General features: G+C 70.6%; 18 protein-coding genes. 5 read left to right on the top strand and 13 right to left on the bottom strand.

All coding sequences use genetic code 11. The features are described 5' to 3' along the window. Window positions 1–18: 18 nt before the first annotated feature. Together Pla163_RS10120 and galE are read right to left on the bottom strand one after the other, a co-directional pair. Entirely contained in the window at window positions 19–945 is a 927-nt protein-coding gene (locus Pla163_RS10120) for an MBL fold metallo-hydrolase (RefSeq protein WP_145187413.1), read from the bottom strand. A gap of 16 nt (window positions 946–961) precedes the next feature. Next, complete coding sequence (gene galE, locus Pla163_RS10115) at window positions 962–2038, bottom strand: UDP-glucose 4-epimerase GalE (protein WP_145187410.1); 1077 nt, start codon at window positions 2036–2038, stop codon at window positions 962–964. 69 nt (window positions 2039–2107) lie between these two features. Between galE and Pla163_RS10110 the strand changes: the two genes are divergently transcribed. From Pla163_RS10110 to Pla163_RS10100, 3 genes are all read left to right on the top strand, one after another. After that, on the top strand, window positions 2108–3034 hold the full coding sequence (locus Pla163_RS10110; protein ID WP_419185782.1) for a phosphoribosylaminoimidazolesuccinocarboxamide synthase: 927 nt from the start codon (window positions 2108–2110) through the stop codon (window positions 3032–3034). A 32-nt stretch (window positions 3035–3066) separates the two neighbouring features. Then, window positions 3067–4143: an S-methyl-5-thioribose-1-phosphate isomerase gene (gene mtnA / locus Pla163_RS10105; protein ID WP_145187407.1), complete on the top strand. Its 1077-nt coding sequence runs from the start codon at window positions 3067–3069 to the stop codon at window positions 4141–4143. A 116-nt stretch (window positions 4144–4259) separates the two neighbouring features. Next, a complete protein-coding gene (locus Pla163_RS10100) occupies window positions 4260–4598 on the top strand; it encodes a hypothetical protein (protein ID WP_145187405.1) in 339 nt (112 codons plus the stop codon). Window positions 4599–4626: 28 nt separating this feature from the next. Here Pla163_RS10100 and Pla163_RS10095 read toward each other — a convergent pair whose 3' ends face one another. The 3 genes from Pla163_RS10095 to Pla163_RS10085 form a co-directional block, all read right to left on the bottom strand. Then, a complete protein-coding gene (locus tag Pla163_RS10095; RefSeq protein WP_419185781.1) occupies window positions 4627–5631 on the bottom strand; it encodes a CobW family GTP-binding protein in 1005 nt (334 codons plus the stop codon). A gap of 52 nt (window positions 5632–5683) precedes the next feature. Further along, complete coding sequence (glyA, locus tag Pla163_RS10090) at window positions 5684–6958, bottom strand: serine hydroxymethyltransferase (RefSeq protein WP_145187399.1); 1275 nt, start codon at window positions 6956–6958, stop codon at window positions 5684–5686. Window positions 6959–7089: 131 nt separating this feature from the next. After that, window positions 7090–7839: a hypothetical protein gene (locus Pla163_RS10085; protein ID WP_145187396.1), complete on the bottom strand. Its 750-nt coding sequence runs from the start codon at window positions 7837–7839 to the stop codon at window positions 7090–7092. A gap of 473 nt (window positions 7840–8312) precedes the next feature. Here Pla163_RS10085 and Pla163_RS10080 point away from each other — a divergent pair, with 473 nt between their 5' ends. Beyond that, on the top strand, window positions 8313–9470 hold the full coding sequence (locus Pla163_RS10080) for a DUF1573 domain-containing protein (RefSeq protein ID WP_419185780.1): 1158 nt from the start codon (window positions 8313–8315) through the stop codon (window positions 9468–9470). 14 nt (window positions 9471–9484) lie between these two features. After that, window positions 9485–11209, top strand: a complete 1725-nt coding sequence (locus tag Pla163_RS10075) for a sulfatase family protein (RefSeq protein ID WP_419185779.1) — start codon at window positions 9485–9487, stop codon at window positions 11207–11209. A 105-nt stretch (window positions 11210–11314) separates the two neighbouring features. Here Pla163_RS10075 and tyrS read toward each other — a convergent pair whose 3' ends face one another. From tyrS to Pla163_RS10035, 8 genes are all read right to left on the bottom strand, one after another. Then, the gene (tyrS, locus tag Pla163_RS10070; RefSeq protein ID WP_145187387.1) at window positions 11315–12541 is read right to left on the bottom strand and encodes a tyrosine--tRNA ligase; all 1227 of its coding nucleotides are present in this window, start codon (window positions 12539–12541) and stop codon (window positions 11315–11317) included. A gap of 67 nt (window positions 12542–12608) precedes the next feature. After that, complete coding sequence (locus Pla163_RS10065; protein ID WP_145187384.1) at window positions 12609–13691, bottom strand: hypothetical protein; 1083 nt, start codon at window positions 13689–13691, stop codon at window positions 12609–12611. Window positions 13692–13840: 149 nt separating this feature from the next. Continuing rightward, the gene (locus Pla163_RS10060; RefSeq protein ID WP_145187381.1) at window positions 13841–15796 is read right to left on the bottom strand and encodes a 30S ribosomal protein S1; all 1956 of its coding nucleotides are present in this window, start codon (window positions 15794–15796) and stop codon (window positions 13841–13843) included. A gap of 383 nt (window positions 15797–16179) precedes the next feature. Further along, window positions 16180–16800 carry a lysophospholipid acyltransferase family protein gene (locus Pla163_RS10055; RefSeq protein ID WP_145187378.1) on the bottom strand — a complete coding sequence of 207 codons (621 nt, stop codon included), beginning with the start codon at window positions 16798–16800 and terminating at the stop codon, window positions 16180–16182. Then, complete coding sequence (gene cmk / locus Pla163_RS10050; RefSeq protein ID WP_145187375.1) at window positions 16800–18428, bottom strand: (d)CMP kinase; 1629 nt, start codon at window positions 18426–18428, stop codon at window positions 16800–16802. Before cmk ends, Pla163_RS10055 begins: the two co-directional genes overlap by 1 nt. Window positions 18429–18435: 7 nt before the next feature. Then, entirely contained in the window at window positions 18436–19821 is a 1386-nt protein-coding gene (locus Pla163_RS10045; protein WP_145187367.1) for a sigma-54-dependent transcriptional regulator, read from the bottom strand. Then, on the bottom strand, window positions 19818–20315 hold the full coding sequence (locus tag Pla163_RS10040) for a diguanylate cyclase (protein WP_419185778.1): 498 nt from the start codon (window positions 20313–20315) through the stop codon (window positions 19818–19820). Before Pla163_RS10040 ends, Pla163_RS10045 begins: the two co-directional genes overlap by 4 nt. 92 nt (window positions 20316–20407) lie before the next feature. Further along, window positions 20408–20971 (bottom strand): hypothetical protein, encoded by a 564-nt coding sequence (locus tag Pla163_RS10035; RefSeq protein WP_145187360.1) that lies wholly within the window; start codon window positions 20969–20971, stop codon window positions 20408–20410. Window positions 20972–21185 lie beyond the last annotated feature (214 nt).

Here is a 21185-nt window from a genome sequence, read left to right as displayed (position 1 = left end):
CCAGTATCGAGGATCGAGTCAGGAAGGCCAACCGTCGATGCGTCCGGGGGCGAGTCGAAGTCCCAGACCGTCGCGTGCGGCGGCCACGGCGATCTCCGTTCGGCCCCGGTCGGGCTCCGATCCGGCGCGCTCTTCGAGGTGTCGCTCGACGGCGGCGACGGCGTCGTCCGGCTCCAGATCCGGATAGAAGTGGGTCAGCAGCACGTGGCGTGGCCGGGCCTCCCCAGCGATCGCGGCCACCGAACTCGGCGTCAGGTGCCCGGGCAGCGGCGCTGTGTCCGGCGCCGAGCACTCCACGAGGAGCAAGTCGGCGCCGCGCGCCAGTTCGGCGAGCGCTGCGTGTCCGCCACTCTCCTCGGCGGGGCAGTCGCCCGAGTAGACGAGCACGAAGCCGCTCTCGAAGGTGACGCGCCAGGCCACGGCGTTGCTCGTGTGGAAGGTGGCCGTCGGTTCGAGCCGCAGCGTTCCGCAGCGAACGGTGCTGGCGCCGTCGGCCGCGCGCGCTTCGGAGCTCGGATCGACCTCCAGCACGCGCACGCCGTCCGTGGGCAGCGCATTGCCGTGTTCGTCGGTACGACCCGCCCAGACCTGGCAGCGTGCGAGCAGCGCCGCCGTCCCTCTCGGACCGACGAGCTCGAGTTCGGGGATCTCGCCCACACCTGGGTTGCGCCGCGCGAACAGGAGGTGCAACAGGTCGGCGCAGTGGTCGGTGTGCTCGTGGCTCAGGACCACCCCACGGATCCGATCGACCGTTCCGCCGAACGCCCCGAGTCCGCGCACGGTGCCGGGGCCCGCATCGAGCAGCACGATCGAGCCGTCACCCGGCTCGAGCGCGTAGCCCGAACAGCCGTGTCCCGCGCGCGGCAGGGCCGAACCCGAGCCCACGACCCACAGTCGCGGGACCGCGGTCCGACCCGTGTCGACCGCTGCAGCGTCGACCGTCACCGCTCCCGAGCTCCCCTCAGACGCCGCGCTCGGCGCCCTTCGGGTGGGCCTGGTGCCAGCGCCAGGCGTCCTCGAGGATCGTGCGCAGGTCCGACCGCGCCGGGACCCAGCCGAGCAGGTCGCGCCCGCGCGTTCCGCCGCACACGAGTCGCGCAGGGTCACCCGCGCGACGCGGCGCGATGCGCGCGGGGATCGCGTGACCGGTGATCTCGCGCGCGAGCTCGATCAACTCCTTCACCGAGTAGCCCTCGCCCGTGCCCAGATTGCAGACCACGGGTCCCCCGCCCGACGCCAGGACCGCGAGCGCGCGCAGGTGTGCGTCGGCCAGGTCGTCCACGTGGATGTAGTCGCGGATGCACGTGCCGTCGGGCGTGTCGTAGTCGTCGCCGAACATCGCGATCTCGGCGCGCTGACCGAGCGCCACCTGGAGCACGAGCGGGATCAGGTGCGTCTCCGGATCGTGGCTCTCGCCCATGTCCCCCGCCGGACTGCAGCCCGCGGCGTTGAAGTAGCGCAGGGCGGCCCAACGCAGTCCGTAGGCGCGGCCGTAGTCCTCGATCATGTGCTCCATGTGGAGCTTCGTCCGGCCGTAGGGGTTGATCGGGTTCTGCGGGTGCGCCTCGGTGATCGGGATCTCGACCGGCTCGCCGTAGGTGGCGCACGTGGAGCTGAAGACGAGGTCGCGGCAGTCGGCGGCGCGCATCGCCTCGAGCAGGTTCCAGGTGCAGCCGACGTTCTCCTGGTAGTACTTCGCGGGTTCGGTCACGGACTCGCCCACGTAGCACTTGGCCGCGAAGTGGATCACGGCGGCGGGCCCGTGCTCGGCGAACACCTCCGCCAGCCGCGGGCGATCCGCGAGGTCGCAGCGCACGAACGTCGCGCGGCCACCGGAAGCGGTCTCGAAATTGCCCATGTGCCCCGTCGACAGGTTGTCGAGCACGACCACGTCGGCGCCCTTCGCGAGCAAGAGGCGGACGCAGTGACTGCCGATGTAGCCGGCGCCTCCGGCGACGAGCACGGGACCGGCGGGCGGAACGAAGTCGCCGATGCTCGACCCGTGCGGGCCCAAGGCGTGCGGAGGAGGGGCGTTCATGTCGGGAATGGTAGTGCATGGCGCCGGCGCCATCTGGGCCGGAGCGCCCCGGATCGCCATACTGGGCCGGTGACGAACTCGAGCACGGAAGCCTACCTCGGTGCCCGGATCGCCCCCGATCCGGGCCTCGCCCACCTCCAGCTCGTCGGCGCCGGGAAGGTGCGCGACGTGTACGCCCTCGACGACGAACTGCTGCTGTTCGTCACGTCCGACCGCATCAGCGCGTTCGACGTGATCTTCGCGGAAGGCGTGCCGCACAAGGGCCGCGTGCTGACCGCGGTCGCGGCGCACTGGTTCGAGCGCACGAGGCACCTCGTGCCGAACCACCTGGTGACGACGGACGTCGACGCGGTGCCCGGCCTCGCTCCCGACGTGCGCGCGCGACTCGCCGGTCGCGTGATGGTGGTTCGACGCGCACGTCCGACGCCGGTCGAGTGGGTGGTGCGCGGCTACCTGGCCGGGTCGGGCTGGAAGGAGTACCGCGCGAGTGGTGGGCTGTGGGGCCAAACGCTGCCCGCCGGCCTGCGCCTCGCGGATCGGCTGCCCGAGCCGCTGCTCACGCCCACGACCAAGGACGACGACCACGACCTACCGCTCACCCTCGACGCGGCGCGCGCGCGGGTCGGGTCGGACGTCTTCGACGGTGCCCGCGCCGCGGCGTTCGCGTTGTTCGACGAAGGCACGCGCGTGCTGGGCGACCTCGGCATCCTTCTGGCCGACACGAAGTTCGAGTTCGGCCTGCGGGACGGCGAACTGCTGTTGATCGACGAGGCGCTGACGCCGGACAGCTCGCGCATGTGGCCGAGTGACGCCTGGACCCCGGGCGAGAACCAAGCCTCGTACGACAAGCAGATCCTGCGCGACTGGCTCGAGTCGACGACCTGGAACATGGAGCCGCCTCCGCCGGCCATCGACCCGGACGTGCTCGTGCGGCTCGCGCGCCGCTACATCGACCTGTGCGAGCGCCTCACCGGCCGTCGCATCACGGGCGTCTGACGTCCGCCCCCCCCCATCGACCGAACGAAGTCATGCAACTGCCCTTCTCGACCCTCTCCTGGCAGGGCGAACTGCCCGGAGCGCTGCGCCTGCTCGACCAGACGCTGCTTCCCGCCCAGGAGGTCTACATCGACCTCGTCCGCCTCGACGACGTCGTCGACGCCATCCAGCGCCTCGCCGTGCGCGGCGCGCCCGCCATCGGCTGTTCGGCGGCCTACGGTCTCGTCGTCGGAGTGCAGGACCTCGTGGACGACAGCACCGCGGCCGTGCGTGCGCGGTTGGGCACGGTGGCTCCGGCGTTGATCGCCGCCCGCCCCACCGCGGTCAACCTCGAGTGGGCCGTGCGCCGGGTCCTCGCTCGACTCGACGCGTTGCCGGCCGACGCGAGCGGGCGCCTGTTGGTCGAGACCGCTCTCGCCGAGGCGCGCGCGATCGAGGCGGAGGACGTCGAGCAGTGTCTCGCGATGGGCCGCCACGGAGCCGGCCTCCTGCCGCGCGAGGGCGCACGACTCTTGACGCACTGCAACGCCGGCGCGCTGGCGACGGCCGGCATCGGCACGGCCCTCGCGCCGATGTACACGGCGCACGATCAGGGCGTTCCGTTGATGGTCTACGCCGACGAGACGCGTCCGCTCCTGCAGGGCGCGCGCATCACGTCCTGGGAGCTGACGCGCGCCGGCATCCCCGTCACGCTCATCACCGACGGGATGTCGGCCAGCGTGATCGGATCCGGACGCGTCGACGCGATCTTCGTCGGTTCCGACCGCGTCGCGCGCAACGGCGACGTCTGCAACAAGATCGGCACCTACGCGGTGGCGTTGGCCGCCAGGGCCCACGGCATCCCGTTCTACGTGGTCGCTCCGCTCAGCACGTTCGACCCCGAGAGCCGGACCGGGGCCGACATCCCGATCGAGGAACGCGATCCGGACGAGGTCCGGGCGGGCGCTCTGGGCGCCGTCGCTCCCAGCGGCGTCGCGGTCTACAACCCCGCGTTCGACGTGACTCCGGCCGAGCTCGTCACGGCGCTCGTGACCGAACGCGGCGTCCTCGAGCGCCCGAACCTGGAGCGGGTCGAAGGACTCCTGCGCGAGGGCGGCCGGATCGCCTGAAGGGGCACGGACGGCGGCTCGTGGGGATGCTCGATCGGACTCGGGCAAGTGGCCTTCAGATCGTCGTCGCGCGGGGCCGACCTCCTTCGACGAGGAGACCACCCCGCGAGCCAGTCATGACCCCGCCCGATTCGTCCAAGACCCCCAAGAAGACGCTCAAACCCCGTGTCAGCAAGCCCGACGAGATGTCGGGCGACCTGATCGAGTTCATCAACGCGATCGACGAGTTCAAGCGTCGGAACATGGTCGCGCACCTGACTCTGGAGCGCGTGATCGACGTCGTCCACGAACTCGGGTACGTCTGCCCGCTCGGCAAGGCGGACGCGGACGAGATCGCGTACATCAGCGACGCGGTCGACGAGTACAAACGCTCGCACCAGCGCCTCTTCCCCAACTGGAGCGAGGTGTTCGAGGTCCTGCGCGAGATCGGCTACGAGCGCGACGGCGACGAGTAGGGCGCTGCGGCGCGTCCGCGGGCACAGCTCAGCTCGAGCCGGCGAGGAGCCGCGACCATCCGTCGCGTAGCACGTCCTCGTCGATGTCGCGGCCGATCACGACCAGGATCGAGCGCTCCGGTGCTGCGCCGGCACCGGGCCCGATCTCGAGGTACTGGTGCACCGCCTGCACGACCGTCGGTTCCGTGCGCGTCGCCGTGCGCACGATGCCCTTCATGCGCATGATCCGCCAGTCCCGGCGCGCGGCCACGAACTGCAGCCAGATCTTCAGGCGGTGGATGTCGAGCGCTCCGTCGTGCACGAGCGAGTAGGAGACCACCGAGTCGGTGTGGCTCGTCGCGGTGCCGCTCGCATCGAACAACTGCCAGCGCTCCTCGGTCGGTTCGGCCTCGTCGAGCAGCGCGAGCACGTCGACGTCGGCGCGCACGGCGCGGTGGATGGGCGCCAGTGCGTTGACGCGCCGCACGCTGGCTTCGGCCGCGTCGAGCGCCGAGCTCGAAAGCCCGTCGGTGTGGTTCAGCACGCAGACGTCGGCGTACCCCACCTGTTCGGCCGCTTCGGTGAACTCGGCCATCTGGGACTCGATCAGGCCGGCGTGACACAGGGTCACGGTGCCCGCCGGTCGAGTCTGGCGCGCGAGCTGGTCGTCGAGCCGAAAGGTCTGGTGGACGGGGCCCGGTGAGGCCAGGCCGGAGGCTTCGATCACGAGGCGGTCGAAGCGCAGGCGCCCGACCAGGCGCCGCGAACGTCGCTCGAACAGCTCGTGGGCGGTGCGCACGAGGTCGCCGCGCACCGAACAGCAGATGCAGCCGTTCGCGAGCTCGAGCACCTCGTCCTGGGACGACTCCACCAGGCGCCCGTCGATCGGCAGCTCGCCGAACTCGTTGACGACCACCGCGATGCCGGCGCCGACCGGACTGCGCAGGAGGCGATTGAGCAGCGTCGTCTTGCCGCTGCCCAGGAAGCCCGACAGCAGCGTGACGGGAACGCGCTCGTCCGGCGCGTCGGGGGGCGTGCTGGCGGCGGCGTTCACGGTCTCGATCGAGCGTGGCGAGGGCGAGCGAAGCTGCCTCCCGCCCGGCGCGTCAGGCGCGTGCAGCGGCGATCGCGCGCGCGGCGGGCTCGTTCGGGTAGATCGGGCGGGCGGCGGCCAGCTCGGCGACCTCACCCTTCACCCGCGCCCTCACCGACGCGTCGTCCGGCGCCGCGAGCACGTCCGCGATCCAGTGGCCGAGGCGGCGCGTGTCGTCGGCGTCGATGCCGCGGCTGGTGATCGCGGGCGTGCCGAGACGCACGCCGCTGGCCTTCACCGGCGGCTGCTCGTCGAACGGGATGAGGTTCTTGTTGCACGTCAGGTCGACGGCGTGGAGCGCGTTCTCGGCCACGTCGCCTGTGAGTCCGACCGACGACACGTCCACCAGCATCAGGTGGTTGTCGGTGCCACCCGACACGATGCGCAGTCCGCGTTCGCCGAGGGTCTCGGCCAGGATGCGCGCGTTGTCGAGCACGGCTCGGACGTAGGCCTTGAACTCGGCGCTGGCTGCCTCGCGGAAACCGATCGCCTTGGCCGCGATCACGTGCATCAGCGGTCCACCCTGGGAGCCGGGGAAGATCGCGCTGTTGATGCGCTTGTTCACCTCGCGGTCGTTGGTCAGCACGAAACCGGCGCGCGGGCCGCGCAGGGTCTTGTGGGTGCTGGACGAGACCGCGTCGGCGTGCGGCACCGGATTCGGGTGCAGGTCGGCGGCGACCAGACCGCTGATGTGCGCCATGTCGACCAGGAGCTTCGCCCCCACTTCGCGCGCGATCTCGGCGAACGCCGCGAAGTCGATGGTGCGCGGATAGGCCGAACCACCGGCGACGATGACCTTCGGTCGGCACTCGAGCGCCTTCGCCCTGACGGCGTCCATCGAGATGCGCTCGTCGCCGCGTTCGACACCGTAGTGCTCGAAGCGGTAGAAGATGCCGCTCGCGTTCTTCGGGTGTCCGTGGCTCAGGTGTCCGCCGTGATCGAGCGACATCGCCAGGACGGTGTCGCCGGGATCCGCGAGTGCCATCAACGCACCGAGCGTCGCCTGCGTGCCGCTGTGGGGCTGGACGTTGGCGAACTTCGACCCGAACAGCGCCTTGGCACGGTCGCGCGCCAGGACCTCGACCTCGTCGACGTATTCGCAACCGCCGTAGTAGCGCCGGCCCGGATAGCCCTCCGCGTACTTGTTCGTCAACACCGTCCCCATGGCGGCGATGACTTCGGCGGACGCGTGGTTCTCGGAGGCGATCAGCTCGAGCTGGGCCTCCTGGCGGCGGGCTTCGTGGTCGATCGAGGCCCAGACTTCGGTGTCGGTGCGTTGGTGTTGCATGGCGCGGCGAACAGAATAGCGAGCCGCCCCGAAATGCCAGCGGCCGGCCCCGCGGTGATCGGGGCCGGCCGCCGAGGGTCGGGACAGGTGCGCGCGCTCGGTCGAGCTGCGCCGTGTCGGGAGCGCGCCGCTCAGTCCTGCTTCTTCTTGCCGCCGCCCTGGGCGCCACTCGCGGGGGCCGTCTTGGGCAGGTTCTTCGGCGCGTCGTCGGCGCCATCCTTCTGCTTCTTGCCGCCGCCCTTCTTGTTCTTCTTCTCGGCCTGCTCGAGCTTCGAGAGGAAGCCGTCGAGGTTCTTCGGGAGCTTGGGGAGTCCAGCTTCGTCGAGGTCCTTGCCGGCCTTGATCTGCTCGTTCGCCCACTTCTGCAGTTGCTTGGCCTGGGCGCTGCGCTGCTTCTGTTCAGCCATGAACTTCTGGGCCTGGGGCGACTTCAAGTCGACGGTCGGTCCCGGGATCTGGCCGAACTCCGATCGATCGACCTCCTTCTTGGCGATCTCGAGCTTCGACGGGTCGTTGGGGCTCCACGACGGCCGCACGTAGCGCGGGTTGCCGTCCTGATCCATGCTGACGACCACGGTCTTCGAGTGGTAGAGCGGGCGGCCGTTCACGTCGGCGGCCGGCAGGTTCTCGATCTCGCCCGCCAGTTCGGGTCCCCAGCGCCGCTCCAGGGTGGTCTCGACGCCGCGCTCGCTGAGCGGGATCTCGAGGTCGCCGGGCGGCGTGATCCTCTGGTCGACGCGCGCTGCGACCTCGGTCTTCGAGTCACCTGCGTCGACGTCCGCCGTTTCGCCGTTGGGCGCCGTGACCCAGGCCAGGACGCCGCCCAACGCGAGGGCGAGGACGACGAGGACGATCACGAGCGGAGTGGAGTTCTTGTTCATCGGGGAGGTGGCGCCGTGTCGGCGGCGAGCGCGCAGTGGCGAGGGGGCGCGCGGGAGGGTGCGAGTTGGAGTTGGTCGTCGAGAGCGGGGCGCCGCCGCGGAGGTACGCCGCGAGGGCGCTGCCGTTGGTGCGGCGGTCGAGCCGCGGGCGTGGGTGCCCGAAGTCAGGTGGGCGGTCTCCGAGGGCGCGTGAGAGGCGGCGACGGATCGCTTCTGGGGCTTCTCGCTGCGACGTCGGCATTTCGTGCGCGTCCCCACAGACTAGCGCGAAACGGACGCCGTGGACCGCGGCGAAGAGGGCGGGAGCGCGACCCGGACGGGCTCGAGGACTACAGTGCGCCTCGGGGCGAGTCGCTCTCGGTCCTCTTCGTCCCGCACCGGTGTGGACGCAGGTGCTGGCGGTCAGGTGCCCCGGCTCCTCTTCGAATTGCCAGCACCGTCCCGCTCCCCTCTCCCTTCGTCCGACGCCCACCGTGACCTCGAGCCCTCTCGCCAACGATCTGCGCCGCTACCTGGCCCTGCTGGCCTCCCTGTGCCTCCTCCTGGGCTGCCAGGGTGATCCCGGGCCGGCGCTGGTGCTGCGCCCCGGCTCCACGCCCGCTCCGGTGGCCCAGACCCGCGCCGACCCGGTCGTGCGCCCGAACTACCACTGGTTCGGCGCCATCGACTCGGGGGCCATCGCCGAGCACACGTTCGTCTTCGACAACCGCTCGAACCGGACCGTGACGATCGAGCGGGCTCTGCCGTCCTGCGGCTGCTTGGCTCTCCAGGTGGACGCGAAGGATGCCGACGGCGCGCCCCTGCCCGGTCGCATCGTCGAGGGGACGCGACGCACCGCCGTTCCTCCCGGGGGGGCGCTCGAGGTGACCTTCCTGGTCGACCCCGCCCGCGTTCCCGTGCCCAACCAGCCGCGTCTGGTCCAGGCGGACATCAAGACCGATGACCCGCTGGGCGAGTTCATGCGCCTCGAGGCCAGCCTGATCGCGGTCACGGCGTTCCAGGCCGCGTACCAGGACTTCTCCGGCATCGACTTCAAGCTCGTCGACGCCACCCTGCCCCAGAGTCGTCAGCTGTCGATCTCGCAGGCGGGCGACCGCGCGAGTCTCCTGTCCACCCAGGTGCTCTCCCACCCGGACGACTGGGTGGTCAACGTCTGGGAACAGGAGGTGGATCCGGGCATGCCGCGCACCTGGACGCTGCAGGTCACTGTGCCCCCGGGCCCGCAGGGGCGCTTCTTCGGCGACGTCGAGCTGCAGGTGCTCGACGCCGAGACGGGCGAGCCCACCGGCACGCGGATCGAGCGCGTCCAGGGCCGGCGCGAGGGCTCCGTGTTCGCGTCGCCGCCGCACGCGTTCTTCCGCGGCGACACCAAGGTCGTCGAGGTGCGCGTCGCCAGTCGCACGCGCGTGATCGGCGCCGCGATCGAGGCGGTCGACGTGGACGGCACGCTGGCGACGAGCCTCGACGTGCAGTGGGTCGACGGAGCGCAGATCACCGGGCACGGGAACGCCTGGACGCTCGCCCTGACGCTCGCCGCCGACGTCCCCGCTCAGGCATCGGGTACAGTCACGGTGCACTTCGTGGACGACCTGTGGCCCCCGCTCGACATCCCCTACTCGAGGCTCCCCTGAGCTCTCCTGCGCCCGTGATCCGTACCGACGCCGCCCGCTCCAAGTCACTCCGACGGCGCTCGACGGCCCTCGCCTGCGCCGCCCTCGGATCTCTGCTCTCAGGTTGCGGCAACAGCGGGATCGACGCGCGCACGGTGCTGTTCATCTCGATCGACACCGCGCGGGCCGACACGGTCCGCTTCGACGATCCGAGCACCATGCCGGTGCTCAGCCGGGTGGCGGAGCGCGGCGTCATCTTCGACGAGGCGGTCACGGGGACGTCCTGGACCCTGCCCTCGCACGTGCAGATGTTCACCGGGCAGACGCCGTCGGTCCACGGAGTGAACTTCGACGACGTGCGCATCGATCCGAGGACCCCCACGCTCGCCCAGTTGTTCGACGAGGACGGGTGGTTCACCGCCGGCTTCTACTCCGGCTGGTACCTGGTCAAGGACTACGGTTTCGACCGCGGCTTCGACGTCTACGAGAACGGGATGCCCGGCGGCAACGCGCTCGAACGCGAGCTGCGCGCGGCTTCGAAGATCGAGGACCTCGCCGAGCGCTCGATCGAGATGGACCAGATCTGGGTGCGCGCGGACAAGCAGTCGCACCAGGCGGTCTCGTCACCGACCGTGGTCGACAAGGCGATCGGTGCGATCGACGCCGCCGAGGAGGAGGACCTGTTCCTCTTCCTGCACTTCTTCGACCCGCACTACGACTACGTCCCGCCGCCGGACATCGCGAAGCGCTTCGACCCCGACTACACGGGTTCGATCGACGGCCGGAACTTCTATCACAACAAGGCGATCTACGACGCCGACCGCGGCGGACGCCGGATCTCGGATCGCGACCTCGAGCACGTCAAGGCGCTCTATCGCGGCGAGGTGTTCTTCACGGATCGCTACATCGAACGCGTGCTGGACCATCTCGACGAGGTCGGACGGCTGGACGAGACCTTCGTGGTCGTCGTCGGCGACCACGGCGAGGAGTTCTTCGAGCACGGCAACCGCGGACACCGGGCCACGCTGTTCGACGAACAACTGCGGGTGCCGATGTTGATGGTGCCGCCCAAGAGTCTCGCGGGGGCCGAGCGCGGGCGCACGGAAGCCGCTCAGACCTCGCTCTCGGACGTCGCGCCGACCCTGCTCGAGTACGCGAATCTCGAAGGCGACCACGCGACCGGACGTTCGCTCGTCGGAGCCCTGCGCGGCGAGGCGCTCGAGTCGCGTCCCGAGTTGTCGTACTTGAAGCCGTTCCCCGACATCGGTGTCGAGGGCAAGGGTGACGAGCGCGGCGTGACGGGCATCTACCACCACTTCCTCGAGACGTGGCGCCTGCCGGACAGCAAGTTCACGCGCCACTTCGTCTACCGCACCGCCGAGAAGCGGCTGATCACGAAGGAGGCCTGGTTCGTCGACCTCGCCGCGGATCCGGGCGAGAAGAAGCTCATCGGCGACCCCGACGATCCGCGGTTCCAGTCGGCCTGGGAGCGCATGGAGGAGCTGAACGCGCAGTCGCGAGCGTTCGCCGGACAGTTGGAGACGGCGTCGGTCGGCGAGCGCGTCTCGCTGGCCAGCGACATGCTCGGTGGCGTGCTCGAGGAGTTGGGCTACGCCGACAGCGCGGCTGCCGGAGCAGAGCCGGACGCCTCCCTGCCCAACGCCAGCTACGAGCTGCCCTGGGAACTGGGGCCTCCGCCGCCGATCAGCTACGCCAGCTATCTCGAGGACCTCGAGCGGCGGGCGAGCGGCGGCCGCTGAGCACGGGCCCGCGCAACCGCACGCCCTCCGCCGCCCGGACACCTGGACACCTGGACGGCGTGCCGGCGCACCGCGGGTCGACTCGGCCGGTTCTCCGTCCGCCGATCAACCGCGCGGCAGCACGCGCGCGAAGCGGCGCTTGCCGACCTGCAGGAGCAGGACCTCGCTCGGCGGAGCGATCACGGCGCGGGGATCGGTGCACGGTTCGCCGTCGATCCGCACGCCGCCCTGTTCGATGGCGCGTCGCGCTTCCGACGAACTGGTGACGAGCGCGAGCTCGCGCAGAAGCACGGTCAGCGGCAGGCCTTCGGCCCCGGCGGAGGCCGGGAACGGGATCTCGGGAATGTCGTCGGGCAGCTCCTTCTTCGCGAACTGACGGACGAAGGCCTCGCGCGCCTCGCCCGCCGCTTCGTCGCCGTGGAACTGGGCCGTGACCGCCTGGGCCAGCGCTTGCTTCGCATCGCGCGGATGCCCGGCGAGCAGGGCCGCCACCTCGTCGTCCGGAAGGCGCGTCAGGTGCTGGAACAGCATCGGCATCGCGTCGTCGGGGAAGCTCATGACGCCGCCGAACATGTCGTTCGCCGTCGCGGTGATCCCGATCGCGTTGCCGTAGGACTTGCTCATCTTGCGCCCGTCCGATCCGTTGATCAGCGGCGTCGTGATGCAGATCTGCGGCATCTGGCCCTGCTGCTCTTGGAACTGACGGCCGGCCAGCAGGTTGAACAGTTGATCCGTGCCGCCGAACTCGACGTCGGCCTGGATCTCGACCGAGTCCCAGCCCTGCAGGAGCGGGTACAGGAACTCGTGGATGCCGATGGGCTCGCCGGCCTTCATCCGTGTCTCGAACGTGTCGCGCTCGAGCATGCGCGCGACGGTCATCCGTCCACTGAGCTCCAACAGGTCCGCGAAGCCGAAGCGATCGAACCACTCGCTGTTGCGGCGCACCTCGGTGCGCTCCATGTCGAGCACGCGCCCCACCTGGTCGACGTAGGTCAAGAGGTTCTCCTCGACCTGCGCGCGCGTCAGGACGGGACGCAGCTTGTTGCGTCCGGACGGGTCCCCCACCATCGCCGTCGCGTCGCCGACGATGATGACGATCTGGTGTCCGAGACGCTGCAGGTCGCGCAGCTTGAGCAGCACCACCGCGTGCCCGATGTGCAGGTCCGGCGAACTGGGGTCCATGCCGAACTTGACGCGCAGCGGGCGGCCCTTCGCGAGCACCTTCGCGAGCTGTTTCTCGTCGATCAGATCGACGGCACCGCGAGCGAAGGCCGCCAGGTGCTGGGGCCCGGGCTCGATGGAGCCGGGGATGGTCGTGGATTCGGAGGACATCGTCCGGGAGGTTGCGGAGGGCGGTCGGGGGCGGCGGCCTTCGTCGGCGGCCCAGGTCACAAGGTGTTCAGCGTTCGCTCGCGGCGCTCGTCGGGAGCAGTCGGCGCGCCAGGAGCGCCCGCCACTCCTCGAGGCCGCGCCGATCGCTCGACGTGGCGAGCCAGCGCAGGGCCGGGAAGAGGCGCGCCAGCTGGCGGTCGTCCAGGTCACCGGCGCGGTCGGCGAGGATCGTCAGCAGTTCGTCGCGACGGTCGAGAGGCACGCGCAGGGTGCGTTCCAACAGGCGCGCGGTGTAGTCGAAATCGCCGAGGTCGTCGCTCGTGGGATCGTCGAGGAAGGCGGCCAACTCGCCCGGTTCGAGCGGGCCGCGATCGAGGAACGACGCCAGCCACTCCTTCTCGGCCGCCTCCACCTGGAATCCGCGCGCGGGCAGGCGTTGGTCCTCGAAGTGCACCCAGCCGCTGCGCGCCTGCAGGCTCCAGCGTTCGCGCACGGCGAGGAGTTCTCCGCGCGGCAGCGAGCCCGAGTGCACCACGTACGCGCGCCGGTCGCCCTCGACGGGCAGTTCCAGGTCGGAGCCCCCCTTCCACAGCAGCGTGTCGGTACGGGTCCGCTCGGCGCCCACGGGGTCGAGCGTCGACAGGGTGCGCGTGATCGAGATCGGCGGCAGTTCGAGCCGCGCCGGTGCCCGCAGCACCGTCGTGACCACCAGGCGCAGCTGCGAGGCCGTCGTGTCGTCGGGGTCGATGCCGACCTCGAGTTCGAAGGTGCAGGCCTCCATCACGGCGCGTCCGTCGAGGACCGCCGCGTAGCGCAGGGCCAGGTCCAGGGTGTCGCCGGTCGGTTGGCGCGCCAGGATGTTCGTGACGAGCCGCCGAGCCACCTCGGTGTCGTCCGCCGCGAGGGCTGCCATCAGGCTCTCGAAGGCCGCTTCGAAGTTCGGGTCGATCGGCGAGGCCGACGTGTTCTCGATGCGGAAGCCGTCGCCCGCGGGCCGCGTCGTTCGGCCGCTGCTGCAGGCGCACAGCGTCGCTGCGACCAGCAGGGTCCACGCACCGAACACGGTGCGCCCGGCCCGTCGCCGGCGCGGCGGGCTCGGAGCGAGTCGGTCGGCTCGCTCGGGCAGGGGGTGTGTTCGTCGGGGTGCCATGGGACGCGCCGCCATGGGGTACCACACCGGCCGGTGGAAGTTGCCTCGCTCTCCCATGCGAACGGGGCGGCGCGCCGAGTCCGGCGCGCCGCCCCGCGATGGGCGTCCCGAGGAACCCGCGTGAGCGGGCCCTCGGGCAGGGGTCGTCGTCAGGCCTCCGTGGAGTCCGACTTGGTCGACTCGTCCTCGCCCGCCGCGTCGTCGCTGGCGGGTTCGGCTTCGGCGGTCTCGGCGATTTCTTCGGTCGCCGTGGCGGCCGCGGCTTCAGCAGCTTCGGCGTCGGCCTTGGCCTTGGCGGCCGAACTCTGGGCGCCGACGGCGCCGAGCGCGGCACCGAGCGAGGACTCCAGTCCACCCTCGGCCGAGACCTTGCTGTTGTCGTTCGCCGATTCCTCGGCGGCGCGGGCAGCGGCCTTGGCAGCGGCTTCCGCCGGGTCGGGCAGGCTCGCGTTCTCCTCGAAGTCGGAGTGCACGAACGACAGGCCGATCTTGCGGTCCTCGATGTCGACGCGGATCACGCGCACCTCGATGCGCATGCCGGGCTGCACGACTTCCTCGGGCGACGCGATCTTGTGATCGGACAGCTCCGAGATGTGCAGCAGACCCTCGAGGTCCTCCTCCAGCTTCACGAACACACCGAAGTTGGTGATCTTCGTGACGTAGCCAGTGAGCAGGTCGCCCACGTGGAACTTGCCGGGGATCTCCTCGAGCCACGGGTCGGGCGTCAGTTGCTTCATGCCCAGGGCGATGCGCTTCTTCTGCGTATCGACCGAGAGGATGACGCACTGCAGACGGTCGCCCTTCTTCACGACCTCGGACGGGTGGCTGACCTTCTTGGTCCAGCTCATGTCCGAGACGTGCAGCAGGCCGTCGATGCCTTCCTCGATCTCGACGAACGCGCCGTACGAGGTGAGGTTGCGAACGGCGCCCTCGATGACGGTACCGACCGGGTAGTTCTGCTCGGCGAGGTCCCAGGGGTTGGCCTCGGCCTGCTTCATGCCGAGCGAGATCTCCTGCTTGTCCTTGTCGATCTCGAGCACGACCACTTCGACGTTGTCGCCCGACTTGACGAGCTCCGACGGGTGGTTGACGCGGCGGGTCCAGGACATCTCGGAGATGTGCACCAGACCTTCGACGCCGTCCTCGAGCTTCACGAACGCGCCGTAGCTCATCAGGTTGACGACCGTGCCGACGTGCTTGCTGCCGGACGGGTAGCGGTCCTCGATGCCTTCCCACGGGGAGGCCTGCTTCTGCTTGAGACCGAGCGCGATGCGCTCACGCTCGAAGTCGACGCGCAGGACCTTGACCTCGAGTTCCTGGCCCATCTCGACCATCTGCGAGGGGTGGCTGACGCGGCCCCAGGACATGTCGGTGATGTGCAGCAGGCCGTCGATGCCGCCCAGGTCGACGAACACACCGAAGTCGGCGATGTTCTTGACCACGCCGATGCGGACCTGGTTCTCCTGGATGTCCTTGAGCAGGACTTCCTTCTGCTTCTGGCGCTCTTCCTCGAGCAGCTTGCGGCGCGAGATCACGACGTTCATGCGCTCCGTGTCGATCTTGATGATGCGAGCACGGATGGGCTCTCCGATGAAGTCGGAGATGTCGTGGGTGCGGCGCAGGCTGACCTGGCTGGCCGGGAGGAAGACGGGCACGCCTTCCACGTCGACGAGCAGACCACCCTTGATCTTGCGCTGACAGATACCTTGAACCTCGTCGCCCTCGTTGTGGGTCGACTGCAGTTGCTCCCAGGCGCGCTGACGATCGGCGCGACGCTTGGAGATGCTGGCGGTATCGTCGTCGTTGAGTCCCGCGTAGTGGACGTCGACCATCTGGCCGGGCTCGGGCAGCGTCTCTCCGAACTCGGAGAGGGACAGCGTGCCTTCGGCCTTGCCGCCGATGTCCATGATGACGAGCCCGGTGCGCTCGTCGACGGAGTCGACCTTGGCTTCGACGATGGTGTCGGGGATGAGTTCGCGGACAGCGCCGGCCAACTTGGTGCCGTACTGCTCGTCCGTGAGCGTGCCCATTGCCAGGGCGACCTGTGCGTCGAGCTCCGACGGATCGATGTCGAACTCTTTGACGCGGCGTGATACGAGGGACATGAAAGGTGAAGGGGTTCTCTCAGGGGGCGGTTCGTCGCCCACCGGCACGAACGACGGTCCAACGTCGCAGGTGGTCGGTGGGGCGCGGCGTCGCGAGCGGACGTCGGTGCGTCACTCGGTCGCGGCCCAGGGTTTCGATCGGATGGCTCCGGTCGACCCGGTCGGGTCGGCAGCGGAAGTCCGTTTCCTCGGAGCCTTTGGGGCCCGTTGGCGAGGATTCGGGCCGACCAGCATGACGCCGGTGGCCGCGATCGGGAACCCGCAGGGGCCAGAAAGCGCGGCGGGCCGTCCTGGAATCGCCAATTCCCTCGGTCGCGCGCGACGCCGGGCGCGGCGGTCCGCGCGCTGTGTCGGACCGCTCTCGGGCCGCCTTCGAGCGGTGGTCAGCCCCGCGCGCCGCGGGCGGCGTCGGCGCGAAGGACGAGCTCGGCCACCGCCGCTCGGGCCACTTCGGCCGCATCCGGGGTGTCCGGCGCTATCGCGTCCCCCACCACCATGCCGATCCGTCCCGGCCCCGGCAGGGCCTGGCCGGCGGGCCACGCGGCTCCGGTCCCGGCCAGTCCGACCGGAATGATCGGGACGCCGGCGCGCTTGGCGACCACGAGGGCGCCGCGCTGGAAGGCCTTCACCTCGCCGTCCTTCGAGCGCGTGCCCTCGGGGAAGATCGCGACGCACTCCCCCGCCTCGAGGGCCGCGATGATGGCCGCCAGGGCCGCCCGATCGGCGCTGCCGCGCTTGACCGTGATGCCGCCGCACGTGTGCAGGACGAAGCGCAGGATCGGATTCTTGCGCAGGGTGTCCCGGGCCACGAACGTAATGCTGCGCTTCACTCGCGTGCCGATCACGGGGATGTCGAGCATCGACTGGTGGTTGGCGACCACGAGCGCCCCGCCCTCGGCCGGGATCTTCTCGAGGCCGACGACGGTCATGCGCTCGAGCGGCCACAGGAGCAGCCAGATGATCGAGCGCATGAGGCGGTAGCCGCCTCCGTGACGCCAGAACATCACCGCTCCCGCCCGCGCACGGCGTCGGAGGAGGTGCCGCCGCCCGACCGGGGCGATCCCGCGTCGGCTCCGTCGAACGGGCCGCTGCGGGCCAGGAAGGCGAGGCGTTCGACGACCTGCTCGGCGGTCAACCCGTCGGTCTCCACGCGCACCGCGTCGTCCGCCTGGCGCAGCGGCGAGTGGGCGCGGGTCGAGTCGTGCTCGTCGCGGCGACAGATGTCGTCCAGGATCCGACCGACCTCGTCAGGGATGCCCAGTTCGGCGGCGCGGCGGCGGGCGCGCTCCATGGCGCTGGCGGTCAGGAAGACCTTCAGGTCGGCGTTCGGGAAGACCACGGTCGTCGTGTCGCGACCCTCCGCCACCGCTCCGCCCGTGGCGCGCGCCATCTCGGCCGCGATCTCGCGTTGGCGCGCCACGACGAGTTCGCGCACCGAGCCGTGGGCCGAGACCGGGGACACGTGACGGGTCACGCGTTCGGTGCGGATCGCCGGTCCGGCGGGTTCGCCGTCGACGAGCAGGGTCCCGTCCGGTTCGAAGGCCAGGTGGAGGCCGCGCGTGACCTCGAGGCAGGCCGCCTCGTCGTGGGGATCGGCGCCCCGCTCGAGCACGGCCCGGGCCACGGCGCGGTACATCGCCCCCGTGTCCAGGAAGAACAGGTCGAGGCGCCGCGCCAGGAGGCGCGCGGCGGTGCTCTTGCCCACTCCGGAGGGCCCGTCGATCGCGATGAGAGTCATGGCGGGCACGAGCATAGCCTCGGGATTCACGGGTCCGTCCGTTCGAGACGTCCTGCCGGGCGGGCGACCGGCCCGGCTCGACGAGCGCACGCGCCAGCCGCCCAGGTGCAGTTCGAACGCGTCGCGGCTCGACGCGCTGGCTTCCTCGGCAGTGGCCGCCGCCGGGCCGAGCGGCGCGTGCCCGAAGGCGTCGACGCACAGCCAGCGCAGCCCGTCGCGATCGTCGTCGCGGAACTCGTGGACGTGTCCGGTCAACAGCGTCCGCGCGTTCGCCGCGCTGCTGCGACGCAGGGCTTCGTCCCGTTGGGGCCGCTTGCTGGCCTCGGGCTTGCGGGCCACGGCGCGTGTCGAAGCCTCGCGCAGGCGCATGGCGATCGCACTCGACGCCGCCGTCGGGAGCGTGCGCGCGAGCCAGCGCACCGGACCGGATCGCACGACCCGCCGCAGGCGCTGGTAGGACGTGTCGCGCGTGCACAACTCGTCGCCGTGCAGCACCAGCGTGCGGCTTCGGTCCTGGGCCACGCCGACGAAGCCGTCGGCGAGCAGCGTGAAGCCGCCGCGGCGCGCGTCGCTCGCTCCCAGCAGGAAGTCGCGATTGCCGGGCACGACCAGGATGCGCGTGCCCGATCCGGCGAGTTCCGACAGGGCCGCGAGACAGCGGGTGCCGCCGGCGCTGTTCGCCTGGCCCTTGCCGATCCAATACTCGAACAGGTCGCCGAGCACGATCAAGCACGGTCGACCGTGCTGGGCCGCGAGGAAACGGGTGAAGCCCTCGACGACGTCCGGTCGTTCCACGTCCACGTGCAGGTCGCCGATCGCCAGCGTCCCGACGGGGAGTCGGATCTCGGGCAGCGCCCCGCCGCGCCCCGATCGTGAGTCAGCACGCTCGGTCATGGCGCGCTCAGGACTCCTCCAGATCGTGCTCCTTGAGCTTCTCCCACAGCACCTTGCGCGAGATGCCGAGCAGCGCCGCGCTCTGGGTCCGGTGGCCACCGGTCTGTTCGAGGGCGAAGGCGATGTGCTCGCGCTCGCGCTCCTTCAGCACCTCGCGCAGCGGGCGCACCGTCTCGGGCACTTCGTTCGCGCCGCGCCACCTGGGATCGGCCGGAAGCAGGTGCTCGCGGTCCAGTTCGAGCGCGTCCCCGCGCAGGGCCAGCGCCCTTTGGATCGCGTTCTCGAGCTCGCGCACGTTGCCGGGCCACGGATAGCGCTCGAGCGCCGTCATCGTCGACTCGCGCAGGTACGGGAGCGGCGCATCGGGCGTGGCCCGCGCGAAGTGGCGCTCGATCAACGCCTGGCACAGGAGCGGCACGTCGCCGTCCCGTTCACGCAGCGGCGGCAGTCGCAGCGGCACTACGTGGATCCGGTAGAAGAGGTCGTCGCGGAAACGTCCGGCGCGCACCAGGTCGCGCAGGGGTTCCTTGGTCGCGGCGATCAGGCGGAAGTCGGCCGCTCTGGACTTCTCGGCGCCGACGCGCTCGTAGCGCCGTTCCTGCAGCACGCGCAGGAGTTTGACCTGCACGGACGCGGGCATGTCGTCGATGTCGTCGAGGAACAGCGTGCCGCCCTCGGCCAGCTCGAAGCGACCCTTCTTCTCGCGGTGGGCGTCGGTGAAGGCGCCCTTCTCGTGCCCGAACAGTTCGGTCTCGAGCAGGTTCTCGGGCAGCGCGGCGCACGACAGCGCGACGAAGGGCGCGTCCACCCGCGGGCTGAGAGCGTGCAGCGCCATCGCGAAGCGTTCCTTGCCGGTGCCGCTCTCGCCCTCGATCAGCACGGTCGCATCGGTCGGCGCAACCGTTCGCAGGCGCGCGACGGCGTCGTTCATCGCGGGCGACCGACCGACGATGCCCTCGATGTCCGAGAGGCGTGCGATGCGATCGCGCAGTTCGCGGTTCTCGGCCTCGATCCAGCGCGCACGGCTGAAGCGGCGCACCAGTTCGACCAGTGACAGGTTGTCGAAAGGCTTCTGCACGTACCAGGCCGCGCCGCGGCTCATGGCCTCGACCGCTTGATCGACACTGGCGTAGCCGGTGATGACGATGACGGGGCGCGTGGGATCGAGCGCCACCGAGCGTTCCAGGATCGCCATGCCGCCGGCGCCGGGCATGCGGATGTCGGTCACCACGACGTCCGGCGAACCGCTCTCGAGCACGGCCAGCGCCGCGGCCGAGTCGGGGGCGGCGAGGACCTCGTAGCCGGCGTCGCCGAGCGCGTCGCCGAGGGTCTCGGCGATCGTCGGCTCGTCCTCGGCCAGGAGGACCCGTGTGCGCGGCGCGGAGTCGCTCACAGAATGCGCACGCTGCCCGTGCCGCTGCCTTCGACCTGTTCGAGCGATTCCTCGGCCGCCTCCAGCAACGCGTCGAAGAACAGGATCGTGCCCTCCTCGAAGCTCGCCAGGCCGATGGCGGGAGCCAGCGGCGCGTCGTCGCCGTCCGCCGGTGGGCGCGTGTCCGAGAGCAGCGAGTCGCTGGCGCGGCGCGCGAGGCGCACGGCTCCGTCCGAGGCGGTGTGCGGGAGCAGGACCAGGAGTCGGTCGGACTCCGTGCGGCCGACGTAGTCGCTGGTCCGGACCAGTTCCCGCAGGCGCGTGATGATCCCCGCGGCCTCGGCGTCGAAGACGGTGTCACCCACGCGCCGGCGCACCGGGGCGAAGTCGATCAGGACGAGAGCGACCGGGTAGCCATACCTCTGGGCGCGGGCGAACTCGACCCGCAACAGGTGGCGAATCTGCGGCAGGGAGAAGACCCCGCCGTCGCCGGTGCTCGCGAACGCGTCGCTCATCGCGGCAGAGTATGCCGCGCCCGAGGCGTCACCCCAAAAGGTCCGTCCTCCCGGACGCGCGAGGTCTCCGGGCCGAGGGCGACACCGCGGGGTCATTCGGTCGCCGCCGCGCCCGGCTCGAGCCCCAACCAGCCGAGGACCGTGTCGACCGGCTGGTGGAGGTCGTAGCCGGCGTAGCGCGCCGCCAAGAGGCTCGACGCGAAGAGCACGACGAAGATCATGACGACGACCCCCTGGACCACCAGATAGGCCACGCCCCGCCGTCCGGCTTCGCGCGCCTTGCGTGCGGCGCCACTCGCTCCGCGCATCCGCGGCGCCATGATCAGGTCGCGTTCCAGATCGGCACAGCGGCGTTGGACGGCGCGTTCGGGGTCGTCGCTGCGCACCGCCGCCAGCAGCTCGTCGGCGGCGGCGTCCGCGTCGAAGCGGCCGGCGATCACGTCGTCCTGCAGGCGCTTCGCCACCGCCTTGTCGACCAGGCCCTGTTCGACCAGGAGTCCGGCCTTCACGCGTCGCCAGCCGATCGACATGGCGTCGGGGCCGACCTCCAGGAGTTCGGCCTCGCCGGAAGAGGCTGCCGTGGACGAAGCCGCCTCGGACGAGGGCGTCGTCGAGGAGGTGCTCGTCGGTCGATCCGATCCTGCGTTCGAGCTCATGGGTGATCGAGGTGTCCGGTGGTGAGGCCCGCGTCGATTCGGGGCATTGGCCCGCGCACGTTCCCGACGCAACCAGCGGGCGCGAGCCGTTCTGGGGGGCTCGCTCGCGCACGTCCGGTCGTCCGGCGCAGAACGTCTCTCCCACGCACCATAGTCGATCGCTGGCGTTCGGAAACCGACTTGGATCGGGGGCGTCGTGCGCGATACCGGGTGC

The sequence above is a fragment of the Rohdeia mirabilis genome, from assembly GCA_007750655.1.
Lineage (GTDB): Bacteria > Planctomycetota > UBA1135 > UBA1135.
The sequence above is the reverse complement of the archived record's forward strand: the minus strand, read 5'-3'. Positions and strand labels throughout refer to the sequence as shown.

Excerpts from the sequence above, each read along its gene's own strand:
- Pla163_RS10085 (WP_145187396.1), bottom strand. The coding sequence starts at position 7,839 with ATGAACAAGAACTCCACTCCGCTCGTGATCGTCCTCGTCGTCCTCGCC.
- mtnA (WP_145187407.1), top strand. The coding sequence starts at position 3,067 with ATGCAACTGCCCTTCTCGACCCTCTCCTGGCAGGGCGAACTGCCCGGA.
- Pla163_RS10100 (WP_145187405.1), top strand. The coding sequence starts at position 4,260 with ATGACCCCGCCCGATTCGTCCAAGACCCCCAAGAAGACGCTCAAACCC.
- tyrS (WP_145187387.1), bottom strand. The coding sequence starts at position 12,541 with ATGTCCTCCGAATCCACGACCATCCCCGGCTCCATCGAGCCCGGGCCC.
- Pla163_RS10065 (WP_145187384.1), bottom strand. The coding sequence starts at position 13,691 with ATGGCACCCCGACGAACACACCCCCTGCCCGAGCGAGCCGACCGACTC.
- Pla163_RS10055 (WP_145187378.1), bottom strand. The coding sequence starts at position 16,800 with ATGTTCTGGCGTCACGGAGGCGGCTACCGCCTCATGCGCTCGATCATC.
- glyA (WP_145187399.1), bottom strand. The coding sequence starts at position 6,958 with ATGCAACACCAACGCACCGACACCGAAGTCTGGGCCTCGATCGACCAC.
- Pla163_RS10035 (WP_145187360.1), bottom strand. The coding sequence starts at position 20,971 with ATGAGCTCGAACGCAGGATCGGATCGACCGACGAGCACCTCCTCGACG.
- Pla163_RS10060 (WP_145187381.1), bottom strand. The coding sequence starts at position 15,796 with ATGTCCCTCGTATCACGCCGCGTCAAAGAGTTCGACATCGATCCGTCG.
- cmk (WP_145187375.1), bottom strand. The coding sequence starts at position 18,428 with ATGACCGAGCGTGCTGACTCACGATCGGGGCGCGGCGGGGCGCTGCCC.
- galE (WP_145187410.1), bottom strand. The coding sequence starts at position 2,038 with ATGAACGCCCCTCCTCCGCACGCCTTGGGCCCGCACGGGTCGAGCATC.
- Pla163_RS10040 (WP_419185778.1), bottom strand. The coding sequence starts at position 20,315 with ATGAGCGACGCGTTCGCGAGCACCGGCGACGGCGGGGTCTTCTCCCTG.